The sequence below is a fragment of the Candidatus Poriferisodalis sp. genome, from assembly GCF_965198245.1.
Lineage (GTDB): Bacteria > Actinomycetota > Acidimicrobiia > Acidimicrobiales > Poriferisodalaceae > Poriferisodalis.
In genome coordinates this window covers 3,730,909-3,743,449 of record NZ_OZ240249.1, presented here as the reverse complement: position 1 = coordinate 3,743,449, position 12,541 = coordinate 3,730,909, and the positions used below count along the sequence as shown (strand labels likewise).

At 66.6% G+C, this 12,541-nt stretch carries 11 protein-coding genes; 7 read left to right on the top strand and 4 right to left on the bottom strand.

The genetic code is table 11. From position 1 onward, the window contains the following. Complete coding sequence (locus ACOCMM_RS16635; protein WP_419554243.1) at window positions 1–945, bottom strand: HpcH/HpaI aldolase/citrate lyase family protein; 945 nt, start codon at window positions 943–945, stop codon at window positions 1–3. A gap of 152 nt (window positions 946–1,097) precedes the next feature. On the opposite strand from ACOCMM_RS16635, the gene ACOCMM_RS16630 reads away from it, so the two are divergent. The 4 genes from ACOCMM_RS16630 (at window position 1,098) to ACOCMM_RS16615 (ending at window position 6,974) form a co-directional block, all read left to right on the top strand. Continuing rightward, window positions 1,098–1,313 (top strand): hypothetical protein, encoded by a 216-nt coding sequence (locus ACOCMM_RS16630; protein ID WP_419554930.1) that lies wholly within the window; start codon window positions 1,098–1,100, stop codon window positions 1,311–1,313. Between the two features lie 427 nt (window positions 1,314–1,740). Beyond that, on the top strand, window positions 1,741–5,832 hold the full coding sequence (locus ACOCMM_RS16625; RefSeq protein WP_419554242.1) for a fibronectin type III domain-containing protein: 4,092 nt from the start codon (window positions 1,741–1,743) through the stop codon (window positions 5,830–5,832). Window positions 5,833–6,209: 377 nt separating this feature from the next. Next, on the top strand, window positions 6,210–6,443 hold the full coding sequence (locus tag ACOCMM_RS16620; protein WP_419554241.1) for a hypothetical protein: 234 nt from the start codon (window positions 6,210–6,212) through the stop codon (window positions 6,441–6,443). A 144-nt stretch (window positions 6,444–6,587) separates the two neighbouring features. Continuing rightward, window positions 6,588–6,974: a retroviral-like aspartic protease family protein gene (locus tag ACOCMM_RS16615; RefSeq protein ID WP_419554240.1), complete on the top strand. Its 387-nt coding sequence runs from the start codon at window positions 6,588–6,590 to the stop codon at window positions 6,972–6,974. Here the strand turns inward: ACOCMM_RS16615 and ACOCMM_RS16610 are convergent. Both ACOCMM_RS16610 and ACOCMM_RS16605 read right to left on the bottom strand, forming a co-directional pair. After that, the gene (locus tag ACOCMM_RS16610; RefSeq protein ID WP_419554239.1) at window positions 6,971–7,642 is read right to left on the bottom strand and encodes an IS1595 family transposase; all 672 of its coding nucleotides are present in this window, start codon (window positions 7,640–7,642) and stop codon (window positions 6,971–6,973) included. The two genes, ACOCMM_RS16615 and ACOCMM_RS16610, sit on opposite strands and share 4 nt — an antisense overlap. Next, on the bottom strand, window positions 7,587–7,901 hold the full coding sequence (locus tag ACOCMM_RS16605; RefSeq protein ID WP_419554238.1) for a transposase: 315 nt from the start codon (window positions 7,899–7,901) through the stop codon (window positions 7,587–7,589). Before ACOCMM_RS16605 ends, ACOCMM_RS16610 begins: the two co-directional genes overlap by 56 nt. A 592-nt stretch (window positions 7,902–8,493) precedes the next feature. Between ACOCMM_RS16605 and ACOCMM_RS16600 the strand changes: the two genes are divergently transcribed. After that, window positions 8,494–8,832 carry a hypothetical protein gene (locus ACOCMM_RS16600; protein WP_419554237.1) on the top strand — a complete coding sequence of 113 codons (339 nt, stop codon included), beginning with the start codon at window positions 8,494–8,496 and terminating at the stop codon, window positions 8,830–8,832. A 17-nt stretch (window positions 8,833–8,849) separates the two neighbouring features. Here the strand turns inward: ACOCMM_RS16600 and ACOCMM_RS16595 are convergent, their stop codons facing one another. Continuing rightward, window positions 8,850–10,076, bottom strand: a complete 1,227-nt coding sequence (locus ACOCMM_RS16595; protein ID WP_419554236.1) for a CaiB/BaiF CoA transferase family protein — start codon at window positions 10,074–10,076, stop codon at window positions 8,850–8,852. 144 nt (window positions 10,077–10,220) lie between these two features. Between ACOCMM_RS16595 and ACOCMM_RS16590 the strand changes: the two genes are divergently transcribed. Next, entirely contained in the window at window positions 10,221–11,057 is an 837-nt protein-coding gene (locus ACOCMM_RS16590) for an SDR family oxidoreductase (protein ID WP_419554235.1), read from the top strand. A 146-nt stretch (window positions 11,058–11,203) separates the two neighbouring features. Continuing rightward, the gene (locus ACOCMM_RS16585; RefSeq protein ID WP_419554234.1) at window positions 11,204–12,541 is read left to right on the top strand and encodes an ATP-binding protein; all 1,338 of its coding nucleotides are present in this window, start codon (window positions 11,204–11,206) and stop codon (window positions 12,539–12,541) included.

Genomic DNA, 12,541 nt, shown 5'->3' with positions numbered 1-12,541 from the left:
TCAGCCGGTGACGGCGGCGATGGCGTCGGTCGTCTCCACCACGTTGCGGGCCATCCGGGCCGACGCCGCGTCGATCATCCGCCCGTCGAGCTGGGCCGCGCCCCGGCCCGCGGCAGCCGCCTCATCCAGCGCCCCGAGCACCCGCCGGGCCTGCTCCACCTCGGCTGCCGGTGGCGTGAAGACCTCGTTGGCCAGATCGACTTGGGACGGGTGGATGGCCCACTTGCCGTCGTATCCGAGGGCGGCGGCCCGTCGGGCTCCGGCCATGAACCCCTCAGGATCGGAGAAGTCGCCGAACGGTCCGTCGATGGCGCGCAGACCGTTGGCACGGCAGGCCACGAGCAGGCGGGACAGGGCCGAGTGCCACTGGTCGCCGGGGTAGTCGGGATTGAGCCCGCCGATGGTCATGGTCCGAGCCCGGCACGAGGCCGCGTAGTCGGCCACTCCGAAGTGCAGCGCCTCCAAGCGGGGGCTGGCCGCAGCAACCGCCTCCACGTTGGCCATGCCCAGCGCCGTCTCGATCAGAGCCTCCACGCCTATGCGGTGGCGGAGGCCAAGGGCCTGCTCCATCTGGGAGAGGAGCGCGTCCACCGTGTACACGTCTCCGGGAACCCCGACCTTGGGGATCATGACGGTGTCGAGGTGCGCCCCTGCCTGCTCCACTACATCGATCAGGTCACGGTACATGTAGTGGGTGTCGAGCCCGTTAATCCGCACTGAGATCGTCTTGGCGGCCGCTCGCCAGTCGATGCCAGCCAGAGCCTCGATCACGTTGTGTCGAGCCGATTCCTTGTCGTCGGGCGCCACCGCATCCTCAAGGTCCAAGAAGACGTAGTCGGCGGAGCTCGCGGCCGCCTTCTCGAACAGCGAGGGAAGCGATCCGGGCACGGCCAGCTCGCTGCGATGCAGCCTGCGCCTCCGCTCGGTGATTTGGTGATGGCTCATGGGGTGCATCCGATCTGCCAGCCGGCCCAGGGGGGGTCAGCCTCGAAAATGTGATGGATTCCGTTCCACACCGCGGCTTCTCCGTCGGCGGATCGCGCGACCTTACCACTAATGTGGTGGGTGATATCACTAATCTGATGGAGGATGTCTCAATGACGCAGCACAGCGAACGGATTCTCATGGGCCCCGGCCCCTCCAATCCGTACCCGGCGGCGATCGCGGCCTTCACCCGCCCGGTGCTCGAGGCCCGGGGCTTCGAACTGGTGGCGTTCGCGGGCAAATGCTGGCGCATCGGCTGCATGGGCCACACAGCCCGGCCCCGCAACGTGACCCTCGTGCTGGCCGCTCTCGACGAACTGCTGGAATAGCGGCTGCCTTTGTCCCGTGCGTCCTATAGGTCCTTGCTGTCGCTACATGCGCACCTCATCACAGGGGCGATCCAGCCATGGCACAGGTAGCCATCATCGGCGCCGGGCCATGCGGGCACAGCGCTGGCGCCCGATCCTGTGGAAGCACGACAGCCGCTGCGGGCGCTGCGCATCACGCTGCGCGCAGTGCACCGCTCACCAGCACCCCGCGGTGACATCGGCATGGGTTCGCTCATGGACGGTCTGCTCGCGGGCGTGCTCTACAGTATTTTTGCATCTCATATTTATGTGACGGTGCCTCACAACTGGCCACGCGCTGAGCACAAGCGCTGCACAACGAAAAATCCGAAGGCGGTAGCAGCCGTGTCGCAGACCCCCCCCCCCCCGTAGATCGCGCCGTTCGGGCAACTCCGGCGAACCCGGGCCGATGAGCCCGCCCGGCGCGGTGAGACGCGCCGTTGTGGTGGGCGCTGCGGTGGCGCTGGCGGCCACCGTGGTCGTGGCTGTCCCCGCCTGGGCCCAGAACCACGAGGTGGCCCCGACTCCCGCAGCGGTCGGCGACAGCCCCCCGGCGAGGCCCCACAGCCTCGGGGCCTCCGCCGCCCACGATGAGGTCACCCTCACCTGGACGGCGTCAACGGACCCCGCCGTCACCCACTACGCCATCCTTCGCCGCGACCGCGACGCGGACGCAGTGGGCGTCTTCCGCGTGATCGAGGCCGACGCCGGCCCCGACACCAGCTACACCGACACCTCGGTATCGGCGTCGGGCAGCTATGTCTACCGGGCCAAGGCGGTCAGCCCGACCGGGGTCAGCCAGTGGTCCGGCTACGTCAGAGCCGACACCCCGCCGGCCCCGCCGCAGCCCGAACCGCCGCCGCCGGTACCCGACACGACGACACCCGATGAGGAATCGTCTCCCGACCTGGCTCCCAATGGACCAGACGACCAAGAGCAGGCAGCGGTGCAGCACCAAAAGGACGGAAACTTGGAGTCCGTGGAGGTGGCGCCCAGGGTCGCTGTGTTCACCGACGCCGACTCCGAAGTCCCCCGCAACTGGGCCCTCGCGCCCGCCGGACTGGCCGGCGGCGACCGGTTCCGGCTGCTGTTCGTCACCTACGCAGGCCACGCCCCGACCTCGTCCGACATCGACGACTACAACACCTACGTCCAGTCCCAGGCCAACGCCTCCAACGCCCACTCCGCCATCAAGCCCTACAGCTCGGGGTTCCGGGTCGTGGGCAGCACCGCCGACGACGACGCCCGCGACAACGCCTCGACCGCCTGGACCAATGCCGACAAGGGCGTCCCGATCTACTGGCTCAACGGCTCCAAGGTCGCCGACGACTACGAGGACTTCCACGACGGGGGCTGGGACGACGAGGCCAACCCCCGGGGCCGCAACGGCAACAGAGCCGGCTCCAGCAACGCCTGGATCTGGACCGGAAGCAACAGCAACGGCACCGAAGCGATAGCTAACAACAACTCGCAGGCCTTAGGCGAAGGCACCGTCGCTCTCGGATGCCTCACCGCTGCGGGCGGTCCCATCGATTGCGTAGCCAACACTGCAGGCACTTACACGTTTTTCACACCGCGTTCGAGTCTTCGCTATTACGCCCTGTCTGAGGTGTTCACGGTGGGCGGCAGCACGCCGGTGTTCTCCGATTCGGACCCCGCGGCGCGCAGTGTGCCGGAGAACTCCAGTGCGTTCACCAACGTGGGCGACCTGGTGGCGGCCACCGACGCGGACCTCGGCGACTCGCTGATGTATTCGCTGGGGGGCGCGGATGCGGCGTCGTTCGACATCGGTTCGACCAGCGGGCGGATCCTGACCAAGGCGGGGGTGACCTATGACCACGAGACCAGGTCCCGCTATTCGGTGGTGGTGACCGTCACCGACGGCACCTACAGCGCCTCTATCACGGTGATCATCACGGTGACCGACGTGGAAGAGCCGCCTACCGCCGCGCCGGGCGCGCCTGCGGTGAGCGCGGTGACTTCGCTGGACCGCCTGTACGTCACCTGGACGGCGCCGTCCAACACGAGCCACCCGATCAGCGACTACGACGTGCGGTACCGCACCGACGGCACCGGAGCCTGGAGCAACTGGCCCCACAACGGCACTCGCCTCGCCGCCACGATCATCGGCCTGACCTCCGGCACGGCCTACGAGGTGCAGGTGCGCGCCGGGAACACCGAGGGCGTCACGGCGTGGTCGGCCTCGGGTCGGGGCACGACCGCCACGGCGACCATCGTGGCGCTGAACTGGGAGCTCAAACCCAGCGGCCTGGTCGCCGGCGACATGTTCCGGATCCTGTTCCTCACCTCCGGAGGCTTACCCCCGAGGTCCAGCAACATCGATGACTACAACCGTCGCGCCCAAGCTGACGTCAGGGTCGGCCACGCTCATCGGGCCATCAGGCCCTACGCCTCTGGCTTCCGCGTCGTCGCCAGCACCGATGACGACGACGCCAACGAGAACAGCGGGACCGCCTACACAGCCACCGCTAAGGGCCTCCCCATCTACTGGTTGAACGGTTCCAAGGTCGCCGACGACTACGAGGACTTCTACGACGGGGACTGGGACGACGAGGCAAACCCCAGGAACGCCGCCGGCGACGTCGACGTTCCCCTGAACGGTGAGGTCTGGACCGGCAGCGACAGCGACGGGACGGCGGCATCGTCGGCGCTCGGCGACACCAACGTCAATGTCGGAAGGCTCGACGGCACCGGTGATCCTGTCGATGGGAATACGACTTATGCCAGCGCTAACCTGCGGAACCTTCCCTACTACGCCCTCTCGGAGGTGCTCGGGGTCGGCACCGCCAGCAACAACGTGCCGGTGTTCTCCGACACCGCGCCCGTGACCCTCAGCATCGCCGAGAACCCGGGCGCCGGCGTCGACGTGGGCGCCCCCGTGGCGGCCAGCGACGCCGACACCGCCACCACCGGCGAGTTGGTGACCTACAGTCTGGGCGGCACCGACGCGGCGTCATTCACCATCGACTCGACCACCGGGCAGATCCGCACCAGATCCGGGGTCTCCTACAACTTCGAGGCTAAGTCCAACTACTCGGTGACGGTAAGCGCTACTGACGGTACCCACACCGACAACAACACCGCCTCCATCGCGGTGACCATCACCCTGACCGACGTGGCCGAGCCGCCGGGGGCGCCCGTAGCGCCCAGGGTGCGCACGGTCGGGACGATGACCGACAGGCTGACCGTGAGCTGGAATGCCCCGGCCAATACCGGCCCGCCGATCACCAGCTATGACGTGCGATATCGAGAGGGCGACAGCGATTCGCGGAACATCTTGCCGGGCGCTTCCTCCCCCCGCGTTATCACCGGCCTGACCGCCGCCACCCTCTTCCACGTGCAGGTACAGGTGCGGGCCACGAACGCCGAGGGCACCGGCGCCTGGTCACCCTCAGGCCGCGCACCGAACGACATCTGCGGCCGCACGGCTGCCGTGGTCGAGGCGATCCTGGCGGCCACATCCGCCGCCGACACCTGCAGCAGCGCGTTGGGGGCGGACATCGCAGCCATCACCGACCTGCGCATCCGGGTGACCGGCACCCAGCCGCTGAGACCGGCCGACCTCGACGGGCTGGTCGGTCTCGAACGCCTCGACCTCAGCGGCAGCTACCTGGGCACCCTGCCCGCCGGTATGTTCGACGACCTGGGGAGCCTGACCGAGCTGGACCTCAGCGACACCGGCCTGGACACGTTGCCCCCGGGCGTCTTCGACTCCCTGGACAGCCTGATCGAGCTCGACCTCAGCCACAACCGCCACCTGAGCACGCCGAGGATCCCCGCAGACATCTTCGGCGGCTTGGACAGCCTCGAGACCCTGCGCCTCAACGCCATGTCCTACAGAGGACGAGGCATCAAATTCGTCAACAACAACTACTTCAACAACCTCTTCGACGGCCTCGCCAACCTGACCGAGCTCGACGTGCGGCCCAGCACCCCGCACCTGGGCGCCCCCCTCGCGTTCGTGCCCCTGACCAGCCTGCTGACCTACAACGGCGCCCCCTATGTCCGACCCGCCGACGCACCGCAGAGCCTGACCGCCGCCATGACCGACATCGCCGGATCCGTCACGGTCCGCGACAGAGACAACAGAGGCCGCCTCACCGGCCAAACAGCCAGATTCTGCAAGACGGTCACCCTGACCTGGCAGGCACCCGCCGGGACGAGCGGCATCACCGGCTACAAAATCATGCGCACCCACTACGGCCACCCCGTCATCAGCCAGCGCAAACCCAACACCGACCACCGCCGCTACGGCTACGACATCGCCACCACCGACGCCGACACCACCACCTATGTCCACGAACCCCTGCGGCCCGGCGCCGCAGGCCACAAGTTCACCTACTACGTCGCCGCCGTCACCAACAACGGCACCGGCTTCCCCGCCGTCGTCAAAGTCCAAGCCCCCGTCCTGATCGAATGGCACTCAACAGGCACCACGCTGACAGGACCCGACGCACTCCCCTGCCCCATGCTCCAATAACACACCCACCCCCAACCGACCCGCCCCCGACAACCCCGCGTCGAGGGCGGGGCGGGCCATGGGGACCGTTCCGTCGGGCCCTTCACGCATTGCGTCGTAGATGCCCGAGCGACCGAAGAACGCGGTCACGTCGTAGCCCGGCCGCGCTCCCGGCCAGCGGGACCCGCTGGCGAGAGCGCGGCTTCGACTCGCGAGCGGAGTGCTACGAGCATCACCGTCAAATGGGCGGCGATGACATGACGGCTAGCAGTCTGCGGTGGTGGTGCGGCGAATAACTGTGGATCTCGGCTGCGGCCAAGCGACATGTCAAATCTATGCGACACTGGTTCCGGCGGTGTTATCGTGCCGCCGTGCTCACAGGATGAGGGAGGTGGGTCATGTCAGAAGCGCGAACGAATTACAAGGCCTATCAAGAGAAATACCAAGATGATCTGGAACAGACAGACTTGGGTCGCATCGCGCTCATGTACAACGGAGAAGTCGTCGGACTGTTCAACGACGATGAGGATGCGTATTCGGTCGGGCTAGACCGCTACGGCTCCGGCAAGTTCTCGATGCAACGGATCGGCGCACAGCCGATCTCAATGGGACTCCTGACAGCACTGACTTGATGCCGACATTTAGCAGGGTGCTGAAAAAGTCCCGATTCGAGGGCAGCGGGATCCCAAACCCCCAGGTCAGACGCTTGTAGATCTTGCGAAACCTGCGTTCTTCAGCATCCTGTTAGACAAGACATTCAGGACGGCAGAATCCTGATGGTGGTGCTCGTCGCCGCATCTGAGACAGCCGATGATCGACACGCATTCAAGGCGCTAGTCGACACCGGCGCTACCGGCACCGCTGTTTCGCAAGCGGTAATCGACGCTCTCAGGGTTGCTAGCTGTGGCGTTCGCCAGACCAGTACAGCCGACGGGTCCGTGGTCGATGCTGACGAGTACATGCTGTGTGTTCACATCCCTGTGCGAACCACCAGCATGAGCGCCGACGGCAATGCAGTTGTTGAGGACTATCGCAGCACCGCCACCGTCAAAGCCATCCAGTTGGGCTTCGACACGAGTGCTTGCGATGTGATAGTCGGGATGGACATGTTGTCTAGGTACCACATCACCATGTTCAACAATCAGTTTGTGATGAGCATCTAACACGGAGTGAGGGTTGCCCAGTCGAGCCGTTTGCCGTCACAGCCAGCCGCCAACGCTTTCAGCCGGGCCACCGGCGCCACATGACGAGCGTTGTGTCGAGTCGTGAACTCGACCAGATTGCGGCCCAGATGCTTGCGGGACCAGTAGTGGTAGGTGCCCACGTAGCCGCGCTTGAGCAGCGACCAGAACGACTCGATGCTGTTCGTCGACGCCCCGTCGCTGGCGACGTACACACCGCGGGAATGGGTCACCGTCGAGTGCCGATACCCCAGCCCGCCTAGACCCGCATGCGACTTGTGCTCATCAGTGCGCACCATCGCCCCCGGCGTGGTGCGTTCCTTGACGAACCCCACCAGGGTCGCCGCGTTCGTCCGCTCGATAGGCACCGCCACCGACTTTCCTGAGTCGTGGTCGACCGTGCCGATCACCGGGGTATGCACGTCAAGGGTCGGGTCCTTCTGCCGCGTCGCGTGACGGGACGTCGCTCGATCCCCGATCCACGTCTCGTCCACCTCGACCGGACCCTCGAACCGGTCCGTCGTGTACGTGTCGGCCCACGCCGCCCGGATGCGATGCGCCAAGAACCACGCCGACTTCTGCGTCACCCCCAGATCACGCGCCAGTTGATGCGACGACGTTCCCTTGCACCGATCCGACAGCAACCACATCGCCAGCACCCACACCCGCACCCCCACCCCCCAGCTTCGACGCGTGCATCACGCTCCCCGTCTTGACGCTGAAATCCTTGCGGCAAGCGCGGCAGCGGAACGGCTGCGGCTTGCGCGTCGCCCGTACCTGCACATTCGACGACAGACACTCGATGCAACGCACCCCGTCAGGCCAGCGCTGCGCCACGAACCACGCCTCCGCGGTCGCCTCGTCGGGGAACATCTCGAACACCTGGAACACGCTCAACCCGTTTGCCATACCCCCAACGTAGATAGGGGGTGCAACATCATTGGGTAACTACGTAAGTCAATCCCAGCATTCGAGTTGAGTTTGTGAGGCTTTCATGTCCTCTCGCTTCTCCCCATTCTTGCTTGTGGCGCTGGGGTTTCGTGGCGCGTCCGGCTGTGGCGGGCTGTGCTGAGGAGGGCGGGTGTTCGGGGTGCTCGGCGGCCGGGCAGGGTCCGGGTCGGCGCTGTTGTCACGAGCGTTGTTGGCGCTGGTCGGCCAAGGCGGCGTCGGGCAGCCTGGTGGAGGGCGACAGCGCCTTCGGCGACCCGCAGTCGGAGATCGCGCTCATCATGTACGTCGATCCCGGCCACAGCTTCAGTCTCAGCCTCAGGACGTCGGCATGGGCGCGGACCGGTCCATCAGCGTGGGGACCCTCTCGCCGGCATTCACCCCCGGCAACCGCTACTACACCGCCACCGTGGCCAACGCCTAAACCTCTCTGATCGTCACGCCCACCATCAGCAACGCCAGCGCCGGATATGTCGTCAAGCTGCGCCGGGCCACCCTGGCCACCGACGCGGCGGCCACGGCCAACCTCAGGGTCGGACTCAACACCTTCCAGGTGTGGGTAACCGCCGCCGACGGCTTCGGCACCAGAGTGCTGCCTGACTGCAGCCGGGACTTCCAGCCGCTGGGCAACCTGTGGACCGACACCCGGCCCGTCTGGCCCTTCGTGGGCTATCACCAGTATTTCCTGTGGGCGGACGGGGAGACGACCCTGACCGCCGTGCCCGAGACGGTGTCCGGCAGCAGCGGCGCGGCCACCGTGGAGTGGCGCGCCCACAGCAGCCTGGGCCGGCCGGGGCCGGCGCCGGGCCACCCTGACCCTGTTCGGCGGTTTCCTCACGGACAACCGCATCACCTTGGCGCCCACACCCTCACGGTGACCATCGTGGACTAGCCGAGCGGCGACCGGGCTCACTCCGCTGAGGATTCGTGCACCGCGCCTTCGGCGATCAGCCTGTCGATTGCTTCGTCTGACATGCCAGCGGCGGTGAGCAGCTCGCGTGTGTGATCGCCCAGCTTCGGAGACGGTCCACGCGGTCCGACATCGGCCGTCGCGAACCGCATCGGGATGCCCACGCTGCGGTACTCGCCGATGTCGGGGCTGTCGAGCGTGGGGAACAGGCCCAGCGCTTCGGCCTGGGGGTCGTCGGCCACTTCGTGCAGCCCCAGCACCGGGCCCCAGATGATTCCCTCGGCGTCGAAGATCTCGCCCCACTCGTCACGGGTCCGGTGCGCAAGGGCTTCGTCGATGCCGGCCACGATCTCTCCCATGTGGGCGAACCGGCCACGGATGTCGGCGAAGCGCTCGTCTTGCAGCCAGTCGAGCCGCTCGATGACCCGGCACAGCAGCGGCCATGCGCTGTCCTGGGGCATGTTGAACACCACCCACTTGCCGTCCCCGCACGGATAGCGATTGGCGGTGGGGATGATCATGTTCTCGCGGGCGCGCTGGCGCAGCGGCGCCTTGTCCATGGCGGTGATGGCGTAGTCGGAGGCCTGAGTCCACACGGCTGTCTCGTACAGCGATGTTTCCACCGCTTGGGCCTCACCGGTTCGCTCGGCCATCCGCAGCGCGGCGAGCACCGCCCCCACGAGCGCGAGGCCGGTCGTGTGATCGCCCTGGGCGGGGCGCGCCATGGGGACCGTCCCGTTGGGCCCTTCACGCATTGCGTCGTAGATGCCCGAGCGACCGAAGAACGCCGTCACGTCGTAGCCCGGACGCCACGCCTCCGGACCGGTGGTGCCGTAGCCGGTCAGCGTCGCATGCACGATGCGCGGGTTGACCGCTGTCACCGTGGCCGGATCGAGCCCGAAGCGTTCCTGGCGGTGGACGAGCAGGTTGCACATGAACACGTCCGCGCCTGCGATGAGCCGGTGGACCACCTCGCGGCCGGGTGCCGAGTCCAGGTCGACTGCGATGGAGCGCTTGCCGCGGTTGTCCACGTCGAACTGGAAGTCGTAGTCCTTGATCTCGGGCGGAAGCTTGGCTGGCCGGCTGAAGCCCCGGGCCGGATCGCCCTCGAGCGGCTCCACCTTGATGACGTCCGCACCGAGGTCGGCCAGGATCGCTCCCGCCGACGGCGTGGCCATCCAGCTGTCCACCTCGATCACTCTCACATCGTCCAACGGTGCTGCCACTGTCCCTCCAACGCTGCACTGACCTTCAGTGCCGACCGCACCAGCCTGACACTGCGCTACTCGCCGTGCTCCCGGCCAGCGGGACCCGACGGAGGGTATGGCAGCACGAAGCCAACGGGGCGGGCGCCATTACGCTGCCGGGCCATGGAGCTTGCAGGCAAAGTCGCTGTCGTCACCGGTGGGGCGAGTGGAATCGGGGAGGCGCTCGTGGAGCGCTTCGGGGCAGAAGGGGCGCGGGCGCTGGTCGTGGTTGACCGCGATGAGGCTGGCGCGCAGGTCGTGGCGGATCGGGTTGGCGGCACGGCCGTCGGGCTCGATGTCACCGATGAGGAGGCCATCAAGACGGTTGTGGCCGACACGGTCGCAGCCCACGGCGCACTAGATGTGTTCGTGTCCAACGCCGGCTACGTGACCCAGGGCGGCCTCGAGGTCTCCAACGACGAGATCCAGCGCATGTGGGAAGTCCACGTGATGTCTCACGTGTATGCGGCCCGGGCAGCCGTTCCCGTCATGGTGCACAACGGCGGCGGCTACCTGCTCAACACTGCCTCGGCGGCTGGCCTTTTGACCCAGCTCGGCTCGCTGCAGTACGCGGTCACCAAGGCTGCGGCCGTGTCACTGGGCGAGTTCTTGTCGATCACCTACGGCGACAAGGGCATCGTGGTGTCGATGCTGTGCCCGCAGGCCGTGGACACCAATATCTTGGCCAACAGCCCCGATCGCACCGGCAATGGCGACCAGGGGCGAGGCACGCCGGGGGCCGCAGCTGGTGACGGTGTCCTGCAGCCGTCGGAGCTGGCACAGACCGTCATCGAGGCCATGACCGAAGAGCGCTTCTTGGTGCTGCCCCATCCTGAGGTGCAGACCTACCGCGAGCGCAAGGCATCGGACATCGACCGTTGGCTGTCGGGTATGCGGCGCTTCCAGTCACGCCTGTTCGCCGACTCCGACATCACGCCTGCGGACTGGCTGCTCAGCTGACGCTCGTGCGTGGCGCTGCGGGCGTGTGCCGCTTGCAGACAGCCGCCCTCGAAAGTTTCAACTAGCCGAAGCAGAAACTTTCAATCAGCCGTACCTCGAAGTTATAATCAGCCGCACGGCGGGAGGGCCACGACGGAGGCTGGACGATGATCGATGCGTCGCTGATGCCTCGATTTGCGGCACGGCGCCTCGCTGAGGCGCTCACGGACTCGCCGGCCGTCCTGATTCATGGTCCGCGTCAGTGCGGCAAGACGACGCTGGCGCAGGCGCTGTGCGCGCCGAGCCATCTGCCGGGTGCCCGGAGTGCGGGCATCGATGATGCCAACGGGCAACGCTACGCCTATCTAACACTCGATGATCGTGCAGCTCTGGCCGCTGCCGGCGCCGATCCGGTCGGGTTCGTCGCCGATCTACCGCCGAGGGTGGTCCTGGATGAGGTGCAGCGCGCCCCTGAACTGATGTCGGCCATCAAGATCTCGATCGACCGCGATCGCCGACCGGGCCGCTTCGTGTTGACCGGCTCTACAAATGTGCTCTCGCTTCCGCGACTGGCTGATTCCCTGGCAGGCCGCATGGAGATCGTTCGGCTGCATCCGTTGTCTCAAGCTGAAGTGAGCGCCAGCCGTGACGCCGAGCATCAAGCCTCGACGGCTGAGAGCTGGACAGCGCAGCGCCGAGGCTTCCTGGACGAGCTGTTCGGCGACCGTTTCGACACCATGGGGCATCAGCGACTCGGCCACGAACTGGCTGAACGCATCTGCGCTGGAGGCTTCCCGGCGGCGCTGGCACGCCCCCACGGTCGTCGTCGGTCACGGTGGTACAGCAACTACATCGAGACGGTCACCCAGCGCGATGTGCTGGACCTTGCGCGGATCAAGCAGCTTGACGTGATGCCGCGCTTGCTGGCCGCGGCAGCGGCTCAGACCTCTGGGCTGTTCAACGTCAGCCGGCTGGCGGCCCCGTTTCAGCTGAGCACGCCTTCGATTCGGGAGTATCTGGCGCTGCTCGAGCGTCTCTTCATCATCGAATTGCTGACGCCGTGGCATAGCAATCGCACAAAGCGTCTCGTCAAGATGCCGAAGCTGCATCTGGGAGACACCGGCGTCGCGTGCGCGTTGATGGGCGTCTCGCCCGACGCGCTGCGCGCAGACCGCGAGCTTCTCGGCACGATGCTCGAGACGTTCGTGTTCGGCGAGCTGCGACGACAGGCCAGCTGGCACGATGCCGACCTGCGGTTCTTTCACTTTCGCGACCGCGACGGTGTCGAAGTGGACATCGTGGTCGAACATGGTGCTGCTCAGCTTGCAGGCATCGAAGTCAAGGCCGCAGCCACGGTCACCGAATCGGACTTCCGCGGTCTGCGCAAGCTTCGCAAGGCCGTCGGAGATCGCTTCGTGTGCGGAGTGGTGCTCTACGACGGCGAGATCAGCGCCAGTTTCGGCGACCGCTTGCGGGCCATCCCCATCAGGCGCCTGTGGGACTGA

What these genes read in the sequence shown, in the direction of transcription:
- ACOCMM_RS16635 (WP_419554243.1), bottom strand. Translation starts at nt 945, where the DNA reads ATGAGCCATCACCAAATCACCGAGCGGAGGCGCAGGCTGCATCGCAGC.
- ACOCMM_RS16630 (WP_419554930.1), top strand. Translation starts at nt 1,098, where the DNA reads ATGACGCAGCACAGCGAACGGATTCTCATGGGCCCCGGCCCCTCCAAT.
- ACOCMM_RS16625 (WP_419554242.1), top strand. Translation starts at nt 1,741, where the DNA reads ATGAGCCCGCCCGGCGCGGTGAGACGCGCCGTTGTGGTGGGCGCTGCG.
- ACOCMM_RS16620 (WP_419554241.1), top strand. Translation starts at nt 6,210, where the DNA reads ATGTCAGAAGCGCGAACGAATTACAAGGCCTATCAAGAGAAATACCAA.
- ACOCMM_RS16615 (WP_419554240.1), top strand. Translation starts at nt 6,588, where the DNA reads ATGGTGGTGCTCGTCGCCGCATCTGAGACAGCCGATGATCGACACGCA.
- ACOCMM_RS16610 (WP_419554239.1), bottom strand. Translation starts at nt 7,642, where the DNA reads ATGTGGTTGCTGTCGGATCGGTGCAAGGGAACGTCGTCGCATCAACTG.
- ACOCMM_RS16605 (WP_419554238.1), bottom strand. Translation starts at nt 7,901, where the DNA reads ATGGCAAACGGGTTGAGCGTGTTCCAGGTGTTCGAGATGTTCCCCGAC.
- ACOCMM_RS16590 (WP_419554235.1), top strand. Translation starts at nt 10,221, where the DNA reads ATGGAGCTTGCAGGCAAAGTCGCTGTCGTCACCGGTGGGGCGAGTGGA.
- ACOCMM_RS16585 (WP_419554234.1), top strand. Translation starts at nt 11,204, where the DNA reads ATGATCGATGCGTCGCTGATGCCTCGATTTGCGGCACGGCGCCTCGCT.